General features: G+C 68.4%; 22 protein-coding genes. 10 read left to right on the top strand and 12 right to left on the bottom strand.

What is annotated here, in order from left to right; all coding sequences use genetic code 11:
• Positions 1–26: 26 nt before the first annotated feature.
• Together RCP37_RS11795 and RCP37_RS11800 are read left to right on the top strand one after the other, a co-directional pair.
• Complete coding sequence (locus RCP37_RS11795) at positions 27–725, top strand: LppX_LprAFG lipoprotein (RefSeq protein WP_308483309.1); 699 nt, start codon at positions 27–29, stop codon at positions 723–725.
• A complete protein-coding gene (locus RCP37_RS11800) occupies positions 725–2,263 on the top strand; it encodes an MFS transporter (RefSeq protein ID WP_308483310.1) in 1,539 nt (512 codons plus the stop codon). The genes RCP37_RS11795 and RCP37_RS11800 overlap by 1 nt, the downstream gene beginning before the upstream one ends.
• A 13-nt stretch (positions 2,264–2,276) precedes the next feature.
• Here RCP37_RS11800 and ribD read toward each other — a convergent pair whose 3' ends face one another.
• The 4 genes from ribD to fmt are packed head-to-tail and all read right to left on the bottom strand — an operon-like array spanning position 2,277 to position 6,375.
• Positions 2,277–3,308, bottom strand: a complete 1,032-nt coding sequence (gene ribD, locus RCP37_RS11805) for a bifunctional diaminohydroxyphosphoribosylaminopyrimidine deaminase/5-amino-6-(5-phosphoribosylamino)uracil reductase RibD (protein ID WP_308483311.1) — start codon at positions 3,306–3,308, stop codon at positions 2,277–2,279.
• Between the two features lie 49 nt (positions 3,309–3,357).
• On the bottom strand, positions 3,358–4,035 hold the full coding sequence (gene rpe, locus RCP37_RS11810; RefSeq protein ID WP_308483312.1) for a ribulose-phosphate 3-epimerase: 678 nt from the start codon (positions 4,033–4,035) through the stop codon (positions 3,358–3,360).
• A 4-nt stretch (positions 4,036–4,039) separates the two neighbouring features.
• Complete coding sequence (locus tag RCP37_RS11815) at positions 4,040–5,446, bottom strand: RsmB/NOP family class I SAM-dependent RNA methyltransferase (RefSeq protein WP_308483313.1); 1,407 nt, start codon at positions 5,444–5,446, stop codon at positions 4,040–4,042.
• Positions 5,443–6,375, bottom strand: a complete 933-nt coding sequence (fmt, locus tag RCP37_RS11820; protein WP_308483314.1) for a methionyl-tRNA formyltransferase — start codon at positions 6,373–6,375, stop codon at positions 5,443–5,445. The genes RCP37_RS11815 and fmt overlap by 4 nt, the downstream gene beginning before the upstream one ends.
• Positions 6,376–6,639: 264 nt before the next feature.
• On the opposite strand from fmt, the gene RCP37_RS11825 reads away from it, so the two are divergent.
• Both RCP37_RS11825 and RCP37_RS11830 read left to right on the top strand, forming a co-directional pair.
• Positions 6,640–7,470: a class I SAM-dependent methyltransferase gene (locus RCP37_RS11825; protein WP_308483315.1), complete on the top strand. Its 831-nt coding sequence runs from the start codon at positions 6,640–6,642 to the stop codon at positions 7,468–7,470.
• Positions 7,471–7,476: 6 nt separating this feature from the next.
• Positions 7,477–8,937, top strand: coding sequence for a nitrate/nitrite transporter (locus RCP37_RS11830; protein WP_308483316.1), 1,461 nt, complete (start codon positions 7,477–7,479; stop codon positions 8,935–8,937).
• A gap of 30 nt (positions 8,938–8,967) precedes the next feature.
• On the opposite strand, the gene RCP37_RS11835 is transcribed toward RCP37_RS11830, so the two are convergent.
• Positions 8,968–10,152 (bottom strand): FAD-binding domain, encoded by a 1,185-nt coding sequence (locus tag RCP37_RS11835; protein WP_308483317.1) that lies wholly within the window; start codon positions 10,150–10,152, stop codon positions 8,968–8,970.
• Between the two features lie 154 nt (positions 10,153–10,306).
• On the opposite strand from RCP37_RS11835, the gene RCP37_RS11840 reads away from it, so the two are divergent.
• Positions 10,307–10,792, top strand: a complete 486-nt coding sequence (locus tag RCP37_RS11840; RefSeq protein ID WP_308483318.1) for a MarR family transcriptional regulator — start codon at positions 10,307–10,309, stop codon at positions 10,790–10,792.
• Here RCP37_RS11840 and RCP37_RS11845 read toward each other — a convergent pair.
• Both RCP37_RS11845 and RCP37_RS11850 read right to left on the bottom strand, forming a co-directional pair.
• Positions 10,789–12,297: a bifunctional aminoglycoside phosphotransferase/ATP-binding protein gene (locus RCP37_RS11845; RefSeq protein ID WP_308483319.1), complete on the bottom strand. Its 1,509-nt coding sequence runs from the start codon at positions 12,295–12,297 to the stop codon at positions 10,789–10,791. The two genes, RCP37_RS11840 and RCP37_RS11845, sit on opposite strands and share 4 nt — an antisense overlap.
• A 69-nt stretch (positions 12,298–12,366) precedes the next feature.
• A complete protein-coding gene (locus tag RCP37_RS11850; protein ID WP_308483320.1) occupies positions 12,367–13,251 on the bottom strand; it encodes a universal stress protein in 885 nt (294 codons plus the stop codon).
• Positions 13,252–13,780: 529 nt separating this feature from the next.
• Here RCP37_RS11850 and RCP37_RS11855 point away from each other — a divergent pair.
• Positions 13,781–14,680, top strand: coding sequence for a DUF732 domain-containing protein (locus RCP37_RS11855; RefSeq protein ID WP_308483321.1), 900 nt, complete (start codon positions 13,781–13,783; stop codon positions 14,678–14,680).
• A 19-nt stretch (positions 14,681–14,699) separates the two neighbouring features.
• Here RCP37_RS11855 and RCP37_RS11860 read toward each other — a convergent pair whose 3' ends face one another.
• A complete protein-coding gene (locus RCP37_RS11860; RefSeq protein ID WP_308487054.1) occupies positions 14,700–16,643 on the bottom strand; it encodes a primosomal protein N' in 1,944 nt (647 codons plus the stop codon).
• A gap of 239 nt (positions 16,644–16,882) precedes the next feature.
• On the opposite strand from RCP37_RS11860, the gene RCP37_RS11865 reads away from it, so the two are divergent.
• Entirely contained in the window at positions 16,883–18,241 is a 1,359-nt protein-coding gene (locus RCP37_RS11865) for an alpha/beta hydrolase (protein WP_308483322.1), read from the top strand.
• A 14-nt stretch (positions 18,242–18,255) separates the two neighbouring features.
• On the opposite strand, the gene RCP37_RS11870 is transcribed toward RCP37_RS11865, so the two are convergent.
• On the bottom strand, positions 18,256–18,978 hold the full coding sequence (locus tag RCP37_RS11870) for a lysoplasmalogenase (RefSeq protein WP_308487055.1): 723 nt from the start codon (positions 18,976–18,978) through the stop codon (positions 18,256–18,258).
• On the opposite strand from RCP37_RS11870, the gene RCP37_RS11875 reads away from it, so the two are divergent.
• The 3 genes from RCP37_RS11875 (at position 18,977) to RCP37_RS11885 (ending at position 21,878) form a co-directional block, all read left to right on the top strand.
• On the top strand, positions 18,977–19,903 hold the full coding sequence (locus RCP37_RS11875) for an alpha/beta hydrolase (protein WP_308483323.1): 927 nt from the start codon (positions 18,977–18,979) through the stop codon (positions 19,901–19,903). The genes RCP37_RS11870 and RCP37_RS11875 overlap by 2 nt on opposite strands.
• A gap of 4 nt (positions 19,904–19,907) precedes the next feature.
• A complete protein-coding gene (locus RCP37_RS11880) occupies positions 19,908–20,303 on the top strand; it encodes a VOC family protein (RefSeq protein ID WP_308483324.1) in 396 nt (131 codons plus the stop codon).
• A 69-nt stretch (positions 20,304–20,372) separates the two neighbouring features.
• Positions 20,373–21,878, top strand: coding sequence for a flavin-containing monooxygenase (locus RCP37_RS11885; protein WP_308483325.1), 1,506 nt, complete (start codon positions 20,373–20,375; stop codon positions 21,876–21,878).
• A 69-nt stretch (positions 21,879–21,947) separates the two neighbouring features.
• On the opposite strand, the gene metK is transcribed toward RCP37_RS11885, so the two are convergent.
• The 3 genes from metK to hpnE form a co-directional block, all read right to left on the bottom strand.
• A complete protein-coding gene (gene metK / locus RCP37_RS11890; RefSeq protein ID WP_308483326.1) occupies positions 21,948–23,159 on the bottom strand; it encodes a methionine adenosyltransferase in 1,212 nt (403 codons plus the stop codon).
• A 201-nt stretch (positions 23,160–23,360) separates the two neighbouring features.
• Positions 23,361–23,945: a TetR/AcrR family transcriptional regulator gene (locus tag RCP37_RS11895; protein WP_308487056.1), complete on the bottom strand. Its 585-nt coding sequence runs from the start codon at positions 23,943–23,945 to the stop codon at positions 23,361–23,363.
• A gap of 26 nt (positions 23,946–23,971) precedes the next feature.
• Complete coding sequence (hpnE, locus tag RCP37_RS11900) at positions 23,972–25,330, bottom strand: hydroxysqualene dehydroxylase HpnE (RefSeq protein WP_308483327.1); 1,359 nt, start codon at positions 25,328–25,330, stop codon at positions 23,972–23,974.
• Between the last annotated feature and the right edge of the window lie 45 nt (positions 25,331–25,375).

Below are 25,375 nucleotides of genomic sequence, written 5' to 3' on the forward strand. Positions count from 1 at the left end.
TACCTCGACCGGGCGGCCTCTATACGATGTCCCCCATGCGCAGACTTCTCATCGCCCTGGCCACCGCGACCACTGCCGCCGCGCTGTTCGCGGGCTGTTCGTCCAAGGATGCCGGCGGACCGTTGCCGGACGCGACGACGCTGGTCAAGGAATCGGCCACCACCACCGCCAACCTCAAGAGCGCGCACCTGGCGCTCTCGGTGACCGGTCAGATCAAGAGCCTGCCGGTCAAGACCCTTGAGGGTGACCTGACCACCCAGCCGACCACCGCGGCCAAGGGCAGCGCGAAGATCCTGATGCTGGGCTCGGAGGTCGACGCCAAGTTCGTCGTGATCGATGGCGACCTCTACGCGGCGATCACCGGTGATGACTACGACAACTTCGGCTCCGCGGACAAGATCTACGACGTGGCCGCGATCCTGAGCCCGGAGAAGGGCCTGGCCAACATGCTGGCCAACCTGGCCGACGCGAAGTCCGCCGGTCGCGACACCATCAACGGCCAGAAGGCCGTCCGGGTCACCGGCAATGCGCCCGCCGACGCGGTGAACGCCCTGGCGCCGCAGCTGAAGGCCACCGCGCCGACGCCGGCCACGGTCTGGATCTCCGAGGATGATGACCACCAGCTGGTGCAGGCCCAGCTCAACCCCAGCGCGGGTAACTCCATCCAGATGACCCTGTCGAAGTGGAACGCACCGGTCACGATTGAGAAGCCGGCGGGAGCGTAATGCGGGTCAACCGCACGCTCGCGATCAGCGCAGGTAGCCTCGCCGTCCTGCTGGGTGCCCTCGACACCTATGTCGTGGTCACGATCATGCGCGACATCATGGCGCCGCAACCGGCGGGTGTCGGCATCCCGATCAACAAGGTTCAGCAACTGACCCCGATCATCACCTGCTACCTGCTCGGCTACATCGCTGCGATGCCGCTGTTGGGCCGTGCGTCCGACCGGTTCGGCCGCAAACTGCTGCTGCAGGTCAGCCTGGCCACATTCGCCATCGGATCGGTGGTGACGGCACTGTCGACCGACCTGTCGATGCTGGTGATCGGCCGCACCATCCAGGGCGTGGCGGCCGGGGCGCTGTTGCCGGTGACGTTCGCCCTCGGCGCTGACCTGTGGGCACAACGCCGCCGGTCGGCGGTGTTGGGCTGGATCGCCGGCGCCCAGGAACTGGGCAGTGTGCTGGGTCCGCTGTACGGCATCTTCATCGTCTGGGCGCTGACCAGCTGGCGAGACGTGTTCTGGATCAACGTGCCGCTGACCGTGCTGGCCATGGTGTTGATCCACTTCAGTCTCCCCCCGCAATCCACCGACGGCCCCCGGGAGCGAGTCGATGTGGTCGGCGGGCTGCTGCTGGCGGTGATCCTGGGCCTGCTGACGATCGGCCTATACAACCCCGACCCCAGTGCCAAGCAGGCGCTTCCCGACCACGGCGCGGCGTACCTGTTGTTTGCGGCGATCGCGCTCGTGGCTTTCGTGGTCTGGGAGATCAAGTCGCCGACGAAGCTGCTCGACCCGGCCGGCGCCCGGATGGGCCCGTTTCTGGCCGCCTTGGGCTCCTCACTCTGCGCCGGCGCCGCACTGATGGTCACCCTGGTCGACGTCGAACTGTTCGGCCAGGGCGTGCTCGGCAAGACCCAGAACGAGGCGGCGATGCTGCTGCTGTGGTTCCTGGCCGCGCTGCCCATCGGCGCCGTGGTGGGCGGCGCGATAGCCACCGCGGTCGGTGACCGGCTGGTGACATTCGTCGGGCTGCTCATCGCCGCCGGGGGCTACTGGCTGATCTCGAAGTGGCCGGTGGACCTGGCGGCCTACCACCACGATGTCCTCGGCCTGAGCCTTCCTGCGGCACACACCGATCAGGTGCTGGCCGGTTTCGGTTTGGGCCTGGTGATCGGCCCGCTGACCTCAGCGGTGATGCGCGTGGTGCCGCCGCGGGAGCACGGTATCGCCGCGGCGGGTGTGGTGGTGGCCCGGATGACGGGGATGCTGATCGGCATGGCCGCGCTGTCGGCGTGGGGCCTGTACCGGTTCAACCAGATTCTGGCCGGCCTGCCCAAGATGCCCGGCGGCAGCCTGGCCGAGAAAATGGCCGCAACCGCGGCCAACTCCAAGCTGGCCTTCGCCATGATGTACGGCGAGATCTTCGCGATCACCGCCATCATCTGTGTGGTCGGCGCGGTGCTCGGACTGTTCATCGGCAGCAACGACGTGCACGCCGAGGATCCGGAAGTGCCCGAGCCGGAGGCTGCCATCTCGCGGTGAGCGGGGCCCACCGCTAGTGCGGCACCAAACTCAGCAGCAGATCGGGTCCGATCTGCTCCATGGTGTCGAATCGCCAGCGCAGCGCCCGGGCAATGTTGGGCACGCCGACATCGTCGACGGCGGTGACCGGTCCGCCCAGCAGGATCGGTGCCACGTAGGCCAGGATGCGGTCGATCGCTCCCGCTCGCAGGAATGCCCCGGCCAGCGTGGGGCCGCCCTCGAGCAGCACGTCGGTGCGGTCTGAGAGGGCCCGCAGTACCTCCGCCGGGTCGTGGGTGCGGATCACCATGGTGCGCGAGTCGTCGTTGAGCACGTGCGCGTCTGCGGAGATCTCACGCCGGCCCACCACCACCCGCAGCGGTTGACGTTCGGCCAGGGTGCCGTCGGGCAGCCGGGCGGTAAGTGTGGGGTCGTCGACGAGCACGGTGCCGGTGCCGACCACGATGGCGTCGGCTGCCGCTCGGCGACGGTGCAGGTCGGCCCGTGCCGCCTCGCTGGTGATCCACTGGCTGGAACCGTCCGCGGCCGCGCTGCGACCGTCGATGCTGGTGGCGTACTTCCAGGTGACGTGCGGCCGGCCGGTGCGTTGCTTGTGCAGCCACTCCCGAAGCGGCCCGGTGTTCACGGCCGTGGCCTGCACCCCGGAGGTCACCTGCACGCCCGCGTCGGCCAATCGTGCCGCCCCGCCCCCCGCGTCCGGGTTGGGGTCGTCGACGGCGTAGACCACCTGTGCGACCCCGGCGGCCAGCAGCGCATCAACGCACGGAGGGGTTCTGCCGTGGTGATTGCACGGCTCGAGCGTGACGACTGCGGTACCGCCGACGCTCAGCTCACCGGCCCGGCGCAACGCCACCACTTCGGCGTGCGCCTCGCCGGCCGGACGGGTTCCCCCGACGCCGACCACCCTGCCGTCGCGATCCAGAATGACCGCGCCCACCGGTGGGTTGGGGTAGGTGTTGCCCTTGACTCGCTGCGCCTGTTCGATCGCCAGCAGCATCGCGGCGTCATGGTCGACGGCGTGCCCGCCGTCGCCTTCGGCGCTCATGCCTCGACTCCTTGCTCGTTCGTTCCTCTCTCGCCGTCGCCTTCGGTGCTCATGCGCGCAGGTGCGGTGATGCCGCCAGGGCCTGACGGCGTAGTGATTCAACGGCGGCGCCCGGGTCAGCGGCGCTGTAGACGGCCGAGCCGGCAACGAAGCAGTCGACGCCGGCTTCGGCGGCCTGTTCGACGGTGTCGGCGTTGATGCCGCCGTCGATCTCCACCAGGATGCTGAGCTCCCCGGAATCGACCAGCTTGCGCACGGCGCGCACCTTGCTCAGCACCTCAGGAATGAAGGACTGCCCGCCGAATCCGGGCTCCACCGACATCACCAGCAGGGTGTCGAAGTCCCGCAGGATCTCCAGGTAGGGCTCCAGCGGCGTGCCGGGCTTGATGCTGAGTCCGGCCTTGGCGCCCGCGGCGCGGATGTCGCGGGCCACGGCGACCGGGTTGTCGGTGGCCTCGGCGTGGAACGTGACGTTGTATGCGCCGGCCTCGGCGTAGGGCGGCGCCCATCGTCCCGGGTCCTCGATCATCAGATGGCAGTCCATCGGGATGTCGGTGGCCGCCAGCAGACTCTGCACCACCGGCAGACCCAGGGTCAGGTTCGGAACGAAATGGGCGTCCATCACATCGACGTGCAGCCAGTCCGCACCCTTCACGGCGGCGACCTCATCGGCGAGGCGGGCGAAATCGGCCGACAGGATCGACGGCGCGATCATGGCTCGTGACATGCGCTCAGATTACTTGTAGCGCCGCAGCGAACATGGCGTCGGTCCCGTGCCGGTGCGGCCACAGCTGCACGTGCGGTCCGTCGCCGAGCGCCTCGACCGGCGCGAACAGTTCCCTAGTGTCCAACGCCCGCACCGGATGCCGGCGTAGCGCATCGGCCACCACACCGACCGTTTCGGCCAGGTGCGGCGAGCAGGTCGCGTACAGCACCACTCCCCCGGGCCGGGTCAGTCCGATCGCCGCGCCCAGCAACTCGCGCTGCAGTTTCGCCAGCACCGGGATGTCGGCGGGCTGACGGCGCCAGCGGGCTTCGGGCCGACGCCGCAGGGCGCCCAGACCGGTGCAGGGCGCGTCGACCAGCACCCGGTCGAAGCCGGGTTGCAGGCCCGAATCGCGGCCGTCGGCCGTCAGCACCTCCACGTCCAGGCCGCGTGTGTTCTCGGCGACCAGTGCGGCCCGGTGCGGGGCCTGCTCAACGGCGGTCACCCGCGCCCCGACCTGCGCGCCGAGGGCGGCCAGCAGTGCGGTCTTGCCGCCCGGCCCGGCGCACAGGTCCAGCCACCGGCCGGTGTCACCGTCGACCGGAGCCATTGTCAGGGCACGGGCCACCAACTGGCTGCCCTCGTCTTGGACCAGGGCCTGGCCGGCGCGCACGGCGTCGAGCTTTCCGGGGTCACCGCCCGGCAGATAGACGGCGTAGGGCGAATACCGGCCGACTTCGCCGTCCACCGCGGCGGCCAATTCGGCCGCGGTCAGGGCGCCCGGTCGGGCCGCGAGATGCACGCGGGGCCGCTCGTCGTCACCGGCCAGCACGGCATCGAGTTCGCCGGCGGCGGCGCCCAGCGCGTCGGCGAACGCCTGAGCGATCCAGCGCGGGTGGGCGCGAACGAAGGCGGCGTGACCGATCGGGTCACTGTCGGCGTTCGGTGCCAGTTCCGCGGTCCAGGATTGCTCGTCACGGGCGCTGATTGTGCGCAACACGCCGTTGACGAAACCCCCTCGTGCGGAGTCGAATTCGAGGGCCGCCTGATCGACTGTGGTCGAAACCGCGGCGTGCGGCTCGACTCGGGTGCGCAGCAGTTGATAGCTGCCCAGCCGCAGCAGATCCAGCAGCACCGGGTCGATCGTCTCGGGCTTGCGCTGCGCCGCCGCACCGATGATGGCGTCGAGCAGTCCGCGCACCCGGCACGTGCCGTAGGTCAATTCCGTGGCGAAAGCGGCGTCGCGGCCGGTGATTCCACGTTCGGCCAGCAGCGCCGGCAGTGCCAGGTTGGCGTAGGCATCGCGTTGGGAGACCGCCTGCAGCACATCGAATGCGGCGCGACGGGCCGGGTCCAGCGGTTTGCGGCGGAGTTTGCGTGGGCCGTCCTGGGGGCGCTGCGGCCGACGCTGGCCGCGTTGCGGTCCGGTCATGATGCCCGCACCTCGGAGTCGAGCCGAGCGCCCCGCGCCCAGTCGGCGGCATCCATGAGTTTCTTTCCGGGGGGCTGGATCTGGCCCAGCCGCACCGGAACCGAGCCGGTCCCGACCCAGACGTGTCGCCGGTCCACATGAATATCTCCGGGTGCCAGTCCTGCCGGCCCATCGTCGGCAAGGCCGACAGGACCGACCCTGACGCGCAGGTCGCCGATCATGGTCCAAGAACCCGGATTCGGGGTGACGGCGCGGATTCGGCGCTCGATCACCGCGGCCGGCAGCTCCCAGCGCACCCGCGCGTCCTCGACGGTGATCTTGGATGCGTAGCTGATGCCGTCGCGTGGCTGCGGCACCGCGTGCAACGCTCCGTCAGCGATGCCATCGAGGGTGGCCGCCAGTAGTTCGGCACCCGAGACCGCCAGCCGGGCCAGCAGTTCACCGGCGGTGTCGTCGGCCCGGATGGTCTCGGTCGCGACCCCGTAGACCGGCCCGGAATCCAGTTCCGGCTCAATCTGAAACGTCGTCGCGCCCGTCACCTCGTCGCCGGCGGCGATCGCCGCCTGCACCGGGGCCGCACCGCGCCAGGCCGGGAGCAAGGAGAAGTGCAGGTTCACCCAACCGTGCGTCGGCACCGCCAACAGAGCGTCGCGCAGCAGCGCCCCGTAGGCCACCACCGGGCAGCACTCCGGTGCCAGTTCGGCCAGCTCGGCGACGGACTCGGGCGCGTTGGGCTGGGCCGGCCGCAGCACCGGAATGCCATGGTCGAGGGCCAGGCGGGCCACCGGAGACGGCTGCGGGGTCCCCCGCCGGCCGGAGGCCGCGTCGGGTCGGGTCAATACCGCCACCACGTCGTGGCGCGGCGAATCGATCAGCCGTTGCAACGACGGCAACGCGGTGTCCGGGGTGCCGGCGAAGACAATGCGCACCGGGACAGTTTAGGGAAGTCGCGGCAGGCCTTTCGCCAGCGTGTCGATTGCAGACGCAGGACCGGGTTGCTGGCCCACCGCATCACCCCACTGCGCCGCGGACAGACGCTACACAGCAGTCTGGCAGCGCCCTACTGTTACGCATAGCAACTGTTTCGTGTATCAATGGAAAGTGACGGGGTGCACGGGATGGCGCGGCACCACCCGCCCACGACGACGACGACGTCGAAAGCCCTCATTTGTCCCATTGGTTAGGAGCCCCCGATGACCGTTGACAGCACTACCGCCGCCACTGCCGCAAGTACCCTGGCGGCCATTCACCGCGCGATGTGGGCGATGGGCGACTACGCCCTTATGGCGGAGGAGGTGATGGCCCCGATCGGGCCGACGCTGGTCGCTGCCAGCGGCATCGGTGCCGGCGATCACGTGCTCGATGTGGCCGCCGGGTCCGGGAATATCTCCATTCCGGCCGCCAGAACTGGCGCCACGGTGGTGTCCAGCGACCTCACCCCGGAATTGCTGCAGCGGTCCCGGCTGCGCGCTCTCGAGCAGGGCGTAACGATGGATTGGCGGGAGGCCGATGCGCAGGCACTGCCGTTCGCCGACGGAGAGTTCGACGCGGTGCTCTCCGGGATCGGAGTGATGTTCGCGCCCGACCATCGGCGGGCCGCGTCCGAGCTGCTGCGGGTATGCCGACCGGGTGGGACCATTGCGCTGGCGAGCTGGACCCCCGAAGGCTTCTTCGGCCGGATGCTCAGCGCCATCAGGCCATACCGGCCCACCCAAGTGCCCGGGATACCGCCGGCGGCGTTGTGGGGACGGGAGGACTACCTTTCTCATCTGTTCGGCGATGAGGCCACCGTCACCCATACTCAGCGCTGCGTGTTGCGGGTGGAACGCTTCCTCAAAGCCCAGACGGTGCATGAGTATTTCAAGGCGCATTACGGTCCGACGATCGACGCCTACCGCACGATCGGTGACAGGCCCGCACTGGTGGCCGCCTTGGACACGGAACTTATCGAGCTCGCCCAGCGGTACCTCTACGACGGCGTCATGGGATGGGAGTACCTGCTCGTCACCGCCGAGAGGCGATGACCGATTGTGACCCGAGGTGACGAGTCGGCACCCCAACGCAGCCTCACCGGCTGGGATGCCGAGGATGTCCCAGCTTGGGAGGCCGGCAACAGTACGATCGCCCGACGCAACCTGCTCTGGCTCATCGCGTGCGACCACATCGCGTTCGGCGTGTGGACGCTATGGCCGGTGTTGGCGTTGTTCATGCCAGCATCGGTGTACGGATTCTCCCCGAGCGACAAATTCCTGCTGGGCGCCACGTCAACCCTGGTGGCGGCATCACTGCGGATCCCCTACTCCTTGGGTATCGCCAAGTTCGGTGGCCGCAACTGGACGGTGTCGTCGATCGCGGTACTGGTGATTCCGACCGCGGGGGCGATGGTGTTGTTGGCCCACCCCGGCCTTCCGCTCTGGCCATATCTGGTGTGCGCCGGACTGACTGGGTGCGGCGGCGCCAACTACTCCGCGTCCATGACTAACACCAACCGGCTATATCCGCAGCGGCTCAAGGGTTTGGCGCTGGGCCTGAACGCCGGCGTCGGCAACCTCGGGGTGCCGATGATTCAGTTGGTGGGCCTGCTGGTGCTGGCCACCACCGGCCACGACGCCCCCTACATCGTCTGCGCCCTCTACCTGGCGTTACTGGTCATCGTCGGGGCGGGTGCCACACGCTACCTGGACAACCTCGACCATGCCACCAAGGCAAGCCACCTGCGCGAGGTGCTGTCCAAGGCCGACACCTGGGTCCTGGCGCTGCTGTACCTGGGCAGCTTCGGCTCTTGGATCGGATTCTCCTTCGCGTTCGGCGTCGTCCTGCAGACCAATTTCACCGCGGGCGGCCAGACCCCCGTCCAGGCATCGCTGCACGCCGCACAGTTCGCCTTCATCGGCCCGGCGCTCGGATCGCTCGCTCGCATCTACGGCGGCAGACTCGCCGATCGACTCGGAGGCAGCCGAGTCACGCTGGCAGTGTTCGCCGCCATGGCCGTCGTCGCCGGCGCACTCATCACGATCAGCATTGCCTCCGAACGCCAAAGTGGCCACGGCTCTGCACTGATGGATGCCTATATCGCAACATTTGTCGGGCTGTTCATTTTGGCGGGGCTCGGCAACGGGTCGGTGTACAAAATGATTCCCTCGATCTTCGAGGCGCGCAGTCACGCGCTGAATCTCGAAGAATCCCAACGCCGATTCTGGTCTCAGGCCACGTCGGGAGCGGTCATCGGCTTCGTGGCAACTTTCGGCGCCCTCGGCGGCGTGGGTATCAACCTGGCGTTGCGCCAGTCGTATCTGAGCACCGGAGCCGAGACGTCGGCATTCTGGGTCTTCATCGGCTTCTACTTCGTAGCCGCCCTGATGACCTGGTCCCGATATGTACGACGGCCGACCCGCACCCCAGGAAGGCTCCACGACGTGACGACGGCTTCCCAATCCGAAATGGACGTCGTACCGGCTACCGAACCACGACGCGGAGCCAGCAGGCCATGAACACCAGGCGCGGCCCTTCGGGCCCGACGATTACATCGCGTAGTTCGGCAACTCGATGTCGTCGCGGAATTCCCGCCGAATGATCCAATCAGCCAACCACGGTATGCGCAGCAGTCCGCTCGTCTGGTTGCGTAGCCAAACGCCGAGCTTGGACCTGGGGGCAAAGGCCGCTGCGAAGCGTTGCGCCGATCGCTGCTTGGCCTCGATGAGCGGGCAAAGTAGCTGCTCGTAGCGGTCGAACGCTTTCCGGTAATCCCCACCTGCCGCGCAGAGCTCGCCGGCAAGCACATACGCCTGCAGCATCGCCAACCCAGTGCCTTCGCCGGCCAGCAGCGAAACGCAGCTCGCGGCGTCGCCGATCAGGGCCACCCGTCCATTCGACCAGCGATCCATGACAATCTGGCTGACCCGATCGAGATACACGTCGTCGGCGTGCTCGAGCTGCGCCAGGATCTGCGCGCTTTCCCATCCGGCATGGCCGAACACTTGTCGCAGAACGTCTTCGGCGCCCAGCAAGCCGCTGCGTTCGGCATCGCGGAAGGCGTCGTCGGTGTAGACGAACACGAACATCGTCCGGTCATCCCGCAGCGCGAATCGTCCCACCATCCGCCCGGGCTCGGTGTAGGCCACATACGCCAGTTCGTCGCGCGGCCGGTAGCCCGTGGCCTGGAACGCGGCGACCGAATAGCCGAGGGAGGTCTCAAACTCGCTGTCCGGTCCGAATGCCAGTGCACGTACCGGCGAATGGACCCCGGCTGCGCCGACCAACAAGTCGAATCGTCGACATTCCCCCTGCGCCAACGTGATCCGGACACCGTCATCTCCTTGGTCGATTGCCGCGACGCTGTCGCCGAACAGCGTCTCGACGTTGCCGGCGATCGCGCCATAGAGCAATTCAGCCAGGTCGCCGCGTGGCAGACTGGTGAACCGGCCGTCCATGGCCCGGCGGAAACCGACAACCGGAAACCCACCCACTGTGCGATCGCGGCGGTCGACCAACCGCACCCGCTCAACCTCATATCCCGCGGCCTGCACAGCGGGCGCCAAGCCCATCCGCTCGGCGATCGCATAACCCGCGCCCCAAAAGTCGATGACGTAACCGCCTGTTCGCGGGCGGGACGCCTTCTCGATCACGGTGATCTCGTGGCCTGCGCGGTTCAGCCAATAGGCCAAGGTCAGCCCCGCAATACCAGCACCGCTGATAGCGATCTTCACCGGCGCTCTCCGTCCTACGCCATGTCGCAGAACTCGCGCCGCGGCGTGACCTACGGCCCCCGAAGTAATGCTGATAGCAACAATACCGCCATGTAACAATAGCTTCTACTGATAGACCTCGTCTTGCTGACGAGCCTGAACCCAGGAAGCACAAATGGCCAGTAGAGATGTGGCAGCGAACGACAACTCGGTCGACGCCATCACTGACGCACTACTGACCGCCTCGCGGCTCCTGGTAGCCATCTCGGCGCACTCGATCGCCCAGGTGGACGAGACCATCACGATCCCGCAATTCCGGACGCTGGTGATCCTCTCCAACCGTGGTGCGATAAACCTGGCGACGCTTGCAAGCCTGCTCGGTGTCCAGCCCTCGACGACCGGGCGCATGGTCGACCGACTCGTCGGCGCCGGGTTGATCGATCGCCTTCCGCACCCCACCTCGCGGCGCGAACTGCTAGCGGACCTGACACCCCGTGGGCGCGATGTCGTGCACCAGGTCACGGCCCAACGGCGGGCTGCGATCGCCGATATCGTGGAGACGTTGCCGACCAAGGAACGTCGCGGACTTGTCAGTGCTCTCACCGCATTCACCGCTGCCGGCGGCGAGCCCGCCGCGCACGTGGACGACGTCGATATCTAAGTGCGTCGCCCCTCCCGCCGGATCGCGGCGCGCCACAGCTCCTGAGCCTCCCGCACGCAATCATCGAGCGGTTGAGCCGTGTCGACGCGATGCGCGGTGTCCCACTCGAAGTCTTGAGCTGCCAACGCTTCGGCGATCTGTGGTGTCGCATCGGAGTTGCCCGGAGCCCTGCTTCTGATTCGCTCGGCGGCGATGTCGACCGGCACCACGCACTGGATCTCGGTGGCCGCCGCGTGGTTGTCGATCGCCAGGCGACGGGCCTGCGTGCGGGCCTGCGCATCACGCCAGGTTCCGTCGAGGATCACAGATTGACCGCCGGCCAGATGCCGGCCCGCCCGCTGCAGGATCGCCTGGTAGACGGCAGCGACATTGGCCGGCGCGTACAACCCCGCGCCAAGGGAGCCGGGCTCCCCGCTCAGCTGCCCGGACTCCTGCAGTTCTTTGCGCACGTCATCGGTGGACACCACCACGGCCCCCACCCGGTCGGCGAGCTTGCGGGCCAACGTCGACTTACCGGTTCCGGGCCCGCCGCCGACCAGCACCAGCCGAATGGCGCCGCGCTCGAGGTGGCTCACGGCGATATCCAGGTGGCGCGCCGCGGCGGCGTCGGCCCCGGACTTGCCCTGGGTCAGCTGCACGCAGTCGACTTTGGCGCGCACCACGGCGCGGTAGGCGATATAGAAATCCCGCAACGACGACGGTGCGGTGTCGCCCGAATAGGCGGTGTAGCGGTCCAGGAAGTGGTCGCCGAGATCCTTGCGGCCGAGGAATTCCAGATCCATGGCGAGGAAAGCGGCGTCGTCGATGCGGTCGAGGAAGCGCAAGTCGTCGCTGAACTCCAGGCAGTCCAGCAGCACCGGCTGGTTGTCCGTCCAGAAGATGTCGTCGGCGAGCAGGTCGGCATGGCCGTCGACGATGCAGCCTTCGTCGATCCGCTGAGCGAACAGGTCCGCCCGGCCGGCAAGGTATGCGCCGGCGAGATCCTCAACATGCCGCACCGCCTCGGCGGGCACCACGGTGTCGGCGTGGCGGCGCAGTGTGGGGAAGTTGTCGAACCACCGTTGGCGGATCGCCTCGGGCTTACCCTGCAGGCTTATTCGCGGGCCGCGCTCAGCTCGGTCGTGGAAGTCGGCCAGTAACCGGGCGATGCTGTCGAGCACGTCTTCGACGGGTGCACCACTGGTGACGATCGAAGCCAACCGCTGGTCGTCGTGATAGCGGCGCATCACGACGACCGGTTCGGGCGCCCCGGTGGACGCACCGCTGAGATGGGCCACCCCGAAATAGCTGTCCGGGGCGATGCGGCTGTTGAGGTGGACTTCCCGCGCGCACGCCTCTTCGCGCTGCTCGACCGTGCGGAAGTCCAGGAAGTCGGTCTGCACCGGCTTCTTCGCCTTGTAGGCCCGATCGCCGGCCAGGATCACCACACCGGAGTGGGTTTCGTGGGCCGCGACGTAGGGCGCCTCTTTCGACGCACCCGCGTCGCCGTGTGTCGCGAACTCCATGGCATCCAGTGTCAACTATCGCGACCGGGCGCGGGGGCGGTCAACGGACCGCCCGAGCGGGGCCGACCGTCATTTCGAGCCAGGGCGGACCACGATCACCGGAATGCCTGCGGCCTGAACCACCGCGGAGCTGACCGACCCCAAGAGCTGACTGGCGAATCCGCCACGGCCGCGACTGCCGACCACCACCAGCTGTGCCTGCTCGGCGGCCTTGACCAACCAGCGGGCCGGATGGTCGCAGACCACCCGACGCTCGACGGCGACGTCCGGATATTGCTCCTGGTAGCCGGCAAGGCGTTCGGCGAGGATCTCGTGGCCCTGGACTTCGTAGTCATGCCGGTCCACGTTGAGGATCGGCATGACTCCGACATCACTCCACGCGTGCAATGCCACCAGCGGCACGCCGCGGCAGGAGGCTTCGTCAAAGGCCAGAGCCGTGGCTCGCTCCGATGCGGGCGAACCATCGATGCCCACCACCACGGGGGCATCTGTCGCGCAAGCCCGATCGGCGCGAATGACCGCGACCGGGCCCTGCGCGTGGTGTACAAGGCTGGTGCTCACCGAACCCAGTAGTAGGCGGCCGATCGCACCCAACCCCGTTGAGCCGACGACAGTCAGCCAGCAACTCTTGGTGACACCGATCAAGGTCGAAACCACCTGGGCATGGGCCATCTCGGAGTGCACCTCCGGCGATGCGGCGTCGCCGCGGCTGGCGTCGACCACATTGCGGGCCCGCGCCAGGATTTTGTTTGCCTCATCGGCCTGCCAACTGGGTATCCCCTCGTCAACCGGCCCGGGTGGCCAACCGGTCTCCAGGGGCGCCAACACATGCAACAGCGTGACCGGCAACTGGCGCATGATCGCCTCATGCGTCGCCCAGGCCACTGCCACGTCGGATTCAGGCGATCCGTCTACACCCACCACGATTCCGGGTGTCGCTCTCACTTGTGACATTGCAGCCCTCCAACCATGTTGATCGGCCGGCCAGCCGGCTAGCCGACTTACCTTCAAAATTACTGCGAACTCGGGCGATTCGGCAGGGCCGTTGGACCTCAATCGCCGCTCCATCGGCTTATCTCGTGAGATGACGGCCTGCAAACTCTTGCGGCCAAACCGATTCCGATCATGAATTATCGGTATACGATCTATTAAGGCAGCTGCCGAGCCGACAGCCACCGAACATCAGACGGAGGCGCAACATATGTTCCATCGCAGCAAGCACACGTAGCGACGCGCAGGTTCTCGCGAGTACTGCAGCCGTGTGGCTATCGCCGCTGCGTATTCCTGCGAGTTGCCATGCTGCTCTCTGGTGCGGACCGGGAACCACGCGCAGAAGCGACAAACAACTCCGGCGGAGACAACATCCACCGCCCCGCCCGTTTTCATCTCGTTGGGTCAATTGTCAATACAGGCAACGGTGGCGGCCTCCCCCACCAACGGCCGACGACGGGCACGGTCCGGACACAGAATGGAGGACCGTGCCATGTTCACCCTGGCGTACCGCGGCGTCACAATGGCCGCGGCTGCCGCGATCGCCGCCGCGATGCTGCCGTACGGTGCGGCAGCGGCAGACCCGAATCAAGACGATCAATTTCTGGCGGTGCTCCAAGAGAAACAGATTCCCGCCATGGAAAACATCTCGACCGTTGTCGCCGCCGGCCATACCGTGTGCCGCAAACTCGACGATGGTGTGCCGGCGCGCACCGTACTCGACGGATTGAACAACGATGCCTTTGGAATGAACCCCGACTTACGCGCGCAGTCGGATCGACTGTCGGCCACCATGAGCCGGTTCATCGCCGCTGCCGTCGAGGTGTATTGCCCAAGCGATCAAAACAAGATTGCTTCGCTGGCGGCGGGCCGCACGTGGCAATCCACCGGAACCGCCCACGTTTTCCTAGCCGCCAATTACCGTCCCCGCACCGACACGCATGGTGCGATGCTCGGCGCACCGGTCGACACGATAGCTACCGGCGACGCATCGCAGCCGAAACCGCCGAAGATTCCGCCGCCGCCGGCACCCAGGGCCAAGATCCCCCGCTCGCCCGGCGCCGTCACAAAACCACCGCCACGACAACAGCCACCGCCGCCCCCACAACAACCTCCACCGCCACCGCCGCAAGCGCCACCGGAGCAGCTACCGCCGCCACAACAGCTGCCGCCCCCACCACCGGAGCAGCCACCACCGCCAGCGCAAGACCTGCCGGCCCCCGGCGGTCCGCAGTCCGGCAGTGCCACCGACGGCAGCGGCCCAGGCAACGGCGGCGGTGCCAACGGCGGCGGAAGCGGCGCAGGCGGCGGAGGCGCCGACAACGGCAGGCCCGCCGAGCCCCCGCCGGCACCGCCCAGGCCGCCCGGGATGATCCAACTCGTGCCGTGGTGAGGCCGGACCGACCGATTGGCTACCCGATGTGCAGTGGATCGATCTGCACCCGCACCGGGTGGGTCGACCCGCGTGCACTGAGCACCCCGATGCCGTGGCGCAGCGCCGAGGCCAACGGCAGGCCGTGATCGCGGCCCACCCGGACCAGCATCCGGATGACATTCAGCTCGTCGGGGACACCGGCTGGACGCCGCACTCCCGGCGGCAGCGGCACCGGCCCCAGCAGGTCGGCTCCGTCGGGCAGCCGCGCCTGCTCCAGCAGCGTCGTCACCGAATCGGGATCACCGTCGAGGGCAGCCATGTGCACCGCGGGCGGCAGCCCCACCTCGACTCGGGTGGCCAACTCGGCGTCGGCGTGGCCGACCGGATCCCACCGGATCAGGGCCTGCACCGTCGGGATCGACGATTCGGCGACCACCGTCACCAGCCCGCCGGAGGCGTGGTCGCGCACCAGGGCCGCCGCCCCCATCCAGCGCCGCAGCGTGTCCTCGGCGGCACGAAGATCCTGGCGGCCCAACAGCGCCCAACTGTCGAGCAGCAATGCTGCCCCGTAGCCCTGCGGGGCGCGGGGTTCGGCGCCGGGCGTGGCGATCACCAGGGCTGCGCCGTCCTCGATGCGGTCGACGATGGTGTCACCGGCGGAGGTGACGACCGGGGTGCCCGGAAAGGCGCGGCCAAGTTCTTCGGCGGTGCGCCGGGCGCCGATGATCACCGCCCGCACGGCATCCGATCCGCAGCGCGCACAGCGCAGCGCCGGGTCGACCCGGCCGCACCACCGGCACAATGCGGCACTGCCGCGCTCCGACAGCGACAGCGGGCCGGTGCAGTGCCGACAGCGGGCAATCGCGCGGCAGCGCCCGCAGGCCAGCGACGGCACATAACCCCGCCGGGGCACCTGCACCAGTACCGGCGCCCCGGCTGCCAGCGCGTGGCGCGCGCTCTGCAGGGCGACAGTGGGCAAGCGAGCGCTGCGCGCCGCGGCGTCGCGCTCCTCGGCGTAGCCGGTGTCGTCGAGGGCGACCACCCGCGGCGCGGCCGTCCGCAGCACCGCCCGCGGCGCCACCACGTCGTGCGCCCAACCGGTGCCCACCAGGGCGTGCGCTTCGGCGGTGCGGGCGTGCCCGCCGATCAGCGCGGCGCAGCCCGCCAGGTGTGCCCGCAGCATCGCCACGTCGCGGGCATGCGGATACGGCGCCCGTGGCTCGGAGAGCGAGTCGTCGCCGTCATCCCAGACCATCACCAGGCCCAGATCGGCCAGTGGGGCGAACACCGCGCTACGCGTGCCGATCACCAAGCGTGCCCCGCCACGCAGCACCGACAGCCAACGCCGGTAACGGGTGGCCGGGCCCAATCCGGCGGACAGCGCCACGACCACCGACTCGTCGATTCGCGCCGTCGCGGCACCACACAGCGCGTCGACGTCTCGCTGATCGGGCACGATCGCCAGTGCGGTGCGGCCGGCGCGAATCGTCTGGGCGGCGGCGTCGACGAACCGGTCGGTCCACGAGTCCCCGGGTAGCACCTGCCAGACCGCGCGAGCGGCCCGGCCTTCGCCCAGCGCGGTCAGGAACGATCCGCCCGCCACATACCGCTGCCAGCCGGCGGGATCTACCGGGGCGATGACGGGCGGTTCGATTGGCGTCACCGCTTCGCGTTCCACCCTGGCGTGCCGCGGCGGCACCGCCAGTCGCAGCACGTCGGCCCGGCTGCCGGCATAGCGAGCGGCCACCGCCTCCACCAGCCGGCGGACCTCGTCGGTGAGCACCGGTTCGGCCGAGACCACCCGCTCCAGCCGACCCAGCCGGCCGACATGATCGGTGTCGACGCGGCGCTCCCAGACGAAGGCGTCGACGAGCCGGCCATGAAAGCGCACCCGCACCCGCGACCCGGGCCGGGCATCCTCGGCCTGCTCCGGCGTGACGAGATAGTCGAACTCACGATCCAGGTGCGGGACCGAGAGCATCGGCAGCACCCGAGCGATGGGCTCGCTGCGCTGGAGCGGCGCCCCCAGCTTCGCCTCTCCTCCGTCGAGGCTCGCTGAACCGCCGGCGCCGAGGGGTGGTTCCACCTCTGCCTCACCGTCGACACTCACCACGCAGGTCTAGCAGACGCCGCCGACCGCGGCTGACGGCGGATCACAAGCGCAGCGGGCTGTGGATCGGCGGCGATGACGCCGGCTGCGCTGAATTACGTTGCTGCGGTATGCCCGAACAGCGCGGGACCCACGCCGTCTCAGCGCGAGGCCGCGAGGCGGACCTCGCCGCGCACCTGCAGATTGCGATGCTGACCGATCGCGTACTGACCGCCACGGTGCACGACGCCGCCGATCACGCCCGCGCAAGTAGCCACCACCTCGATGGCATCCGGGACGAGATCCGTGACGCGCTAGACGATCCGTGGGCACCGGTGTGGGCCACCCCGGCCGGCGTCCGCCAGCTCCAGCTGTTCCTGGCCGCCAAGACTCGAGAGATATGGCGGGTGCTCGGCGACGCGGTCGCCGACAATCGACGCCAGGCGGCGCGGTTGCGGTCGGTGGGTGCCGGCTACGGTGTGCCGGCCCGGCTGCGCGACCGGATCAACCGGCAGGCGCTGGCCGACGACATTCGCCGGGTGGTCAACGCGACGTCAGCGGTCAGCGCCGCCGACATCGTGCGCTACGAGAACGCGCTACGCGTCCGCGACGGGCTCGCAGCCAACTGCGGTGACGACGAAGCCCCGGTGCTGCTGCTCACCTATGAACCGGCAGCGTTCGGCGGGCGCGGGCGGGCCGCGATCGCGATCGGCGATCCGGACAACGCGGACAACACCACCGTGCTGGTCCCCGGCGCACACAGCAGCGTCCGCGATGGCTACCTGTCGCACCCCGACGGGCGCAATGTCTATCGCGAGGCGGTCCGCTCCGATCCGGATCGCAGCAATTCGGTCGTCGTGTGGATGGGTTATCGCGCGCCGGACAGCCTGTTCGATCCGGCGGTGACGCAGCCGACCGCCGCCCGGGCGGGGGGCCGACTGCTGGCCGCCGACGTCCGCACCCTGGCGGCGTCGCACGTGGGCGCCTCGCACGTCACCGTGGTCGGACACTCCTATGGTTCGACAACAGTGGCCGACGCTGCGGCCTCGGCCGGACTGGGCGCCGACGACGTAGTGCTTGTGGGCTCACCGGGAACCGACCTGGCCCACAGCGCCAACGACTTTCACCTGCCCGCGGGAGGACATGTGTATGTGGGGGCGGCATCATCGGATCCGATCACCGGTTTCGGCGGCCAGCCCCAACTGCCCCTGCCGGCAACGTCGGCAACGGTCGGGCTCGGCGCCGATCCCGCCGTAGACGGCTACGGCTCCACCCGGTTCAAAGCCGAGAACCACGGCGTGCCGTTGCCGATGAGCAGCCACAGTTCCTACTTCGCTCCCGGCGGCGAGTCCCTGTTCAGCATCGGCGACATCGCCTCGGGCCATGGCGATGCGTTGGCGACCCACCACATGACCGCACTGCACCGCCGTCGACTGCCCGCGTTCGATCCGGAACGACTGCGCCCCGGCACCGGAGGCCACCGGCACTAAACCGGCGGCGAATCTCAGTCCGCAGTCGCCTCTTCGGTGCCGGTGGACCGGCCGAAGAAGAACCCGGCCGTGATCAGCAGCTGTGCTGCCGCGTAGGCCCACCAGATGGGCACCGCCAGCAGTTCATTGCCCAAGACGAACTGGCTGGCTCCGATCATCGCGTCCGACACCGCGAAGCACACCGCACCGACCGCGGTCCAGGGGGTGGGCAGCTTCGCCAACAGCGCGGCGCACACCATCGCGCCGAGCACCCCGACGTACACCGTCACCGGCAGCGTCATACCTTCCCGGGCCATGCCGGGCCAGAACCACGCCAACAGCACCAGGCAACTCACCGCGACCAGGCCGGCCCCGACCAGCCGGCCGCGCGACACCACCGCCAACGGCACCAGCGCGCCCAAAAAGCACAGGTGCGCCACCAGGAACGCGGCCAGACCCGCGACGAAGGACGGTTCCCACCACGGGATCGCCAGCAACCAGTCGCCGGTCGCCGAGAAGATCAGGGCCGGGATCAACCAGCGCGCCTCCCGCAGGATCGGGTGCGCGGCCGCGGCGAAGGCCAACAGCACCGCCATCGCCGCCTTGAAAGCCGGCTGCCCGATCCACTGTCCGGTCAGCGCCTCTCCCGGCATCGAGCGCAACGCCACCACCGTCAGGAAGATGCCGTAAGCCACTCCGAGCCATCCCGCCGCAGCCCAGGCGGTGAAAACTCGTCGGGTTGCGTACGGTGTTTTTATGCCAGCAATCGACCCCATAGTGCTGAAGGTACTGGACGCCATCCCGTTCCGACTGACACTGGACGACGGCGCCGAAGCGGCGCGTCGCGCGATGCGTGACCTGCCACATCGCCCCATACACCCGGAGCTGCCCAGTGAGGACCGGGTGATCGACGGACCGGGTGGTGACCTGCCGATACGCATCTACCGGCCGGCCGGCACCGAGTCTGGTGCCGCCCCGGTGGTGGTGTTCTTTCACGGCGGCGGCTTCGTCGCCGGCGACCTCGACACCCACGACGGCACCGCGCGAATGCATGCCGTCGACGCGGGCGCGGTGGTGGTGTCGGTGGACTACCGGCTGGCCCCCGAGCATCCGTTCCCGGCCGCCGTCGAGGACGCGATGGCGGCCACCGAGTGGGTGGTGGCACACGCCGCCGAGCTGGGTGTGGACCCATCCAGGCTGGCGGTGGCCGGGGATTCGGCCGGCGGCAACCTGGCTGCGGTGGTGTGCCAGCTGGCCCGTGATGCCGGTGGGCCGGCGATCGCCTTCCAGCTGCTGTGGTACCCGGCGACCACGTACGACGGCAGCCTGCCGTCGTTCACCGAGAACGCCAATGCGCCGATCATCGACAGCGCCGCGATCGCCGCGTTGACGCGCGCCTACGCCGGGGACCTGGACCTGAGCAGCCCGCCGCCGATGCTGGCCCCGGCACGGGCCGAGAATCTGGCCGGCTTGCCACCGGCCTACATCGCGGTCGCCGGCCACGATCCGCTGCGCGATGACGGCATCCGTTACGGCGAGTTGCTGGCGGCTGCCGGGGTTCCGGTGCAGCTGCACAATGCCGAGACGCTGGTTCACGGTTATCTGGGCTACGCCGGCGTGATCCCGGTGGCCACCGACGCCGCCGACCGTGGACTGGCCGCTTTGCGCGCTGCCCTGGCGTGATGCGATGCGGCTGAACCAGGTCACCGTCGGCAGCACCGACCTGGACCGCGCCGAGCGGTTCTACCGCCTGCTGGGACTGCGGCTGATCGTCAAGACGGACGACTACCTGCGATTCGAGTGCCCGGACGGGGACAGCACCTTTTCGGTGGAGCGCGTCAGCCAGGTCGCGGCCGGTGAGCAGGTGACGATCTATTTCGAAGCCGACGATCTCGACGAGCAATACCAGCGGTTGCGCGGTTCGATTGAATTCACCCAACCACCGACCGACATGCCGTGGCTGTGGCGTGAGGCCCGACTGGACGATCCCGACGGCCACCGGTTGTGCCTGTTTCACGCCGGACAGGCCCGACGAAATCCGCCGTGGCGCCAACCGCCGCAGGAAGCCCAGGATTTGCCGTAACACCACCCCGGTCCCCCGGCGTGCGCGCTACCGTCGACCTCGATCGAAATCGGCGATGAGGAGCGGACCGTGAGCGAGGAACCCGACCACGAGCTTCTGATCGTCGGGGCCGGCTTCTCCGGCATCGGAGCGGCGATCAACCTCGACCGCGCCGGGATGTCGGACTTTTCGATCATCGAGGCCGGCGACGGGGTCGGCGGCACCTGGCACTGGAACACCTATCCGGGTATCGCCGTGGACATTCCGTCGTTCTCCTACCAGTTCTCGTTCGAGCAGAGCCCGCACTGGTCGCGCACGTATGCGCCGGGCGGGGAGCTGAAAGCCTATGCCGAGCACTGCGTCGACAAGTACGGTCTGCGCTCGCGAATCCAGTTCGCCACCAAGGTGGTTGCCGCGGAGTTCGACGAGGACCGCGGTTGGTGGCGGGTTCAGACCGAACCGGCCGGCGGACCGCCGCATCAAGCCGGAGTGGTCACGGCCCGGTTCCTGATCAACGCCAGCGGGGTGCTGACCACCCCGAACCTGCCTGACATCGCCGGTGTCGACACCTTCGCCGGGGTGACGATCCACACCGCCCGCTGGGACCACGCGCAGGACCTGACCGGCAAGCGCGTAGCGGTGATCGGCACCGGAGCCTCTGCGGTGCAGGTCATCCCGGAGATCGCGCCGAAGGTTTCCTCGCTCACCGTATTTCAGCGGACACCGATCTGGTGTTTTCCGAAACTCGATGTGCCGCTGGCCGCTCCGCTGCGCTGGGCGATGAGGGTTCCCGGCGGCAAGTCCCTGCAGCGGCTGGCCAGTCAGGCCTACGTCGAGGCGACCTTCCCCATCGCGGCGCAGTATTTCACGGTGTTTCCGCTGGCCAAACAGATGGAGTCGGCCGGGCGGGCGTATCTGCGGCGCCAGGTGCACAATCCCGAACTGCGTAAGCAGCTCACCCCGCGCTACGCCGTCGGCTGCAAGCGCCCCGGCTTCCACAACACCTACCTGTCGACGTTCAACCGCGACAACGTTCATTTGGTGGTCGACCCCATCGACCGGATCACTCCCACCGGCGTCGTCACCGCCGACGGGACGTCCCACGAGGTCGACGTGCTGATCTTGGCCACCGGGTTCAAGGTGATGGACAGCGACAACATTCCTACGTTCGCCGTCACCGGCACCGGGGGCCAGACGCTGGCCCAGTTCTGGGACGAGCACCGGCTGCAGGCCTACGAGGGGGTCAGCATCCCCGGATTTCCCAACTTATTCAGCGTCTTCGGCCCCTACGGCTACGTCGGGTCGTCGTATTTCGCGCTGGTCGAAGCACAAACGCACCACATCGTGCGGTGCCTGACGAGCGCCCGTGGCCGTGGGGCGACCCGGATCGAGATATCCGAGGCGGCTAACGCTCGCTACTTCGACGAGATGATGAGCAAACGGCACCGGCAGGTGTTCTGGCAGGACAGCTGCAAGTCGGCCAACAGCTACTACTTCGACAAACACGGTGATGTCCCGTTGCGGCCCACCACCACGGTGGAGGCCTACTGGCGCAGCCGGCACTTCGACATCGACGACTACCGGTTCAGCGCTTAGCCGCCGGCAAGCACGCACAGCAAAAGCCCCGCATTCCGGCAGGAAATGCGGGGCCTTTGGCGTTCGAAATCAGATGGCGCGCTTGAGGTCGTCGACCTTGTCCAGCTTCTCCCACGGCAGTTCGATGTCGGTACGGCCGAAGTGACCGTAGGCCGCGGTCGGTGCGTAGATAGGACGCAGCAGGTCCAGGTCACGCACGATCGCGCCCGGACGCAGGTCGAAGACCTCCGGCACGATCTTCTCGATCTTGACCGGGTCAACGGTGGCGGTGCCGAAGGTCTCGATGAACAGACCGACCGGCGCGGCCTTGCCGATGGCGTAGGCCACCTGGACCTCGACGCGCTGCGCCAAGCCCGCGGCGACGATGTTCTTGGCCACCCAGCGCATCGCGTACGCGGCCGAGCGGTCCACCTTCGACGGGTCCTTGCCGGAGAAGGCGCCGCCGCCATGGCGAGCCCAGCCGCCGTAGGTGTCGACGATGATCTTGCGGCCGGTCAGACCGGCGTCACCCATCGGGCCACCGACGACGAAGTTGCCGGTCGGGTTGATCAGCACACGAGTCGAGGAGGAGTCCAGGGTCTCGTGGGCGAGTTCGGCCAGCACGGTGGAGATAACGTGCTCGCGCAGGTCGGGGTCCAGCGTGTTGACCAGGTCGATGCCCTCGGCGTGCTGGGTGGAGATCACCACGGTGTCCAGCCGGGTCGGGACGTCGTCCTCGTACTCGATGGTGACCTGGGTCTTGCCGTCCGGGCGCAGGTAGTCCAGCGTGCCGTTCTTGCGGACCTCGGTCAGCCGCCGCGAGAGGCGGTGGGCCAGCGCGATGGGCAGCGGCATCAGCTCCGGGGTGTCGGCGATCGCGTAGCCGAACATCAGGCCCTGGTCGCCGGCGCCCTGGGAGTCCAGCGGGTCGGCTGCGCCCTCGACGCGGGCTTCATGGGCGGTGTCGACGCCCTGGGCGATGTCGGGCGACTGTGCACCGATCCCGATGTTGACGCCGCAGCTCGCGCCGTCAAAGCCCTTCTCCGACGAGTCGTAGCCGATCTCCAGGATGCGCTCGCGCACGGTGTTGGTGATGTTGGCGAACGCTTCGCGAGCGTTGGTCGTCACCTCACCAACCACGTGCACCTGGCCGGTGGTGACCAGGGTTTCCACCGCAACACGTGAACGGGGGTCATCGGCGAGCAGGGCGTCAAGCACCGAGTCGCTGATGGCGTCACAGATCTTGTCGGGGTGGCCCTCGGTCACCGACTCACTGGTGAACAGCCGTCCCTTTTCGCTCACAATGTCGCCTTCCGGGTAATCGATCAAGAAGTTAGCTCGGGCTAATATAGCCGTGCGGTCCTCGGGAGAGCCTGGCAGCCCGGTGCGCATCCCCCATACCACGGGCCGGGTTATGGCTGCGCTGCCCCGCGTTCAGAAAATCCTCGACAACATCCCCCACAAACGAGAAACCTGAACGACTCGGCCCTGCGAGCGCCCACTCTACCGTCCCGCGGCCGGTGTCGCCGTTTCGACCCGGACCGCCCAGCCGACCAATGACCGCAGATAACTCAGCACCAATTCGTCCGGGTGTGCCCGCGGATCGGTGAGATGGAGCAGGGCCAGTTCCTCCAATGCCGACAACAACAGTCGTGTCGTCACTCCGTCGGCGTCGATCGGGTGGCCGGCTAACCGGGACAGCCGCCTCGCGGCGATGGTTCGGGCATAGCGACGGCCCGCTTCGGTGCGGGCGCCCAACTGCGGCGGGGCGCCGGCCGGCGGACTCAGGATGATGCGCCAACTGGTTGGCGCCGCATGCAGATATGCCAGGATGCCGCGACCGAGCGCGTCCGGGTCGTCTTCGAGGGGGCCCTCTACGCTGCGCATTCCAGCGAAGGCGATCGCCGATTCGCGGTCCAGTAGCGCCGTCATCAGTCCGGCCAGATCGCCGAAGTTCTGATACACCACCGTCCGGGTCACCTGCGCGGCGCGGGCCACCTGTTCGATGGTTAGCGCGGCATAGCCCCCGGCGGCGACGATGTCGCGGGCGTGGTCGAGCAGCTGCATCCGTCGCGCGTGTGCCGACATCCGCCGCTTCGGCTCGGGCTGCGCGCTCACGTCGATGCCGGCAGCTCGAGCAGTAACTCCACGGCGCGGGCAGCGCTCTGCGCGGCGCTCTCCATGGTCGCCGACCAGTCGGTACGGGTCCAGTCGCCGGCGAGCACCAGGCTCGGCACCGACGTGCGCTGATCCGGGCGCAACCCATCGGTGCCCACCACCTGCGAGAAGGTGGCCTTGGGCATCTTGACCACCTGCGCGGCCACCACGTTCGCCTCGGCCGCGGCCGGATAGTAGCGGCGCAACACGTCCATCTGCTCGGCCACGATCTCCTCGTTGGACCGGTGAATCTGCTCGTAGGCGCCGCTGGTGGTCAGACAGTACAGCCAGGCACCGTTTGGATCGCGGCGCTGCATCCGCTGCCGGTCGAAGACCTCATCGATGACGCCCGTACCGCCGATCACCGATTCCATCGCCGCCTCGGTGCCCAACGGCCGGTCCAGGTAGAGGTTGGTGCTCACGATCGGTGTGTAGTGCAGCTTTTCTGCCGCGGCGTAAATTTCGGCGTGTTCGGGCAAATCGTCGAGCAAGCCGGCGATATTCGAGTTGGGCACCGCGCACACCACCGCGTCCGCCGCCACCTCGGTGCCATCCGCCAACTGCACGGCACGAACGGCGTTGTTCTCCACCACAATTCGCCTAGCCACCGCGCGGTAGCGCACGTCCACGCCCAGCCGGTCGAACACGGCGAGCGCACCGGTGATGTAGAGCGTGTCGAGGTCGGTGGTGGGATAACCGATCGTCACCGCGCTGCGGTGGCGCAGCCCGAGTCGGATTCCGGTGGCCAGGACATCGGCAAAGACTTTCGCCGAACCCCGGTCCACCGGCTCAGCGGCGATACCGAGCGCCAGCCAGTCCCACACCGCCTCCCGGGCCTTGGCGGGCATCCCGACGCGGCGGAGCCACTGGTCGGTGGAGAGGTCGGGCAGATCGGCGGGTTGGAACAGCGCCTCGCCGGTCAGGCGTACCGTTGCCGCGGCGGTCCGCAGCCGGTCCAGCAGGCTCGCGTCGGGATGCGGCCCGAACAGCGTTCGCACCGCGCCCAGTCCACGGGTCACCAGGGTGGTGGCGGCCCCGCCGGGCCAGCGCAGCGTTCCTGCGGTCGGAAATTCGACCATCGATCGGGTCCCGACGCTGGTCAGGTAGCGAAACAGGTGGTCGTAGCCGCTGGCGATCACATGCTGGCCGTTGTCCGCGAGGTCCGCGATGCCCTGCACCTGCATCGCCTGGGTGCGTCCGCCGAGTCGCCCGCGCCGCTCCAGCAGCGTCACCTTCTTGCCGGCCTCGGCCAGCCAGACCGCAGCGGCCAGCCCAGCCAGGCCGCCCCCGATCACCACGTAACGTCGATCGTCCACGCCCGACCCCTCTCGGCTAACTTACGATCTGAAAGTTAGTCCAGG

This window comes from Mycolicibacter sp. MU0102, from assembly GCF_963378105.1.
GTDB classification, from domain to species: Bacteria; Actinomycetota; Actinomycetes; order Mycobacteriales; family Mycobacteriaceae; genus Mycobacterium; species Mycobacterium holstebronense.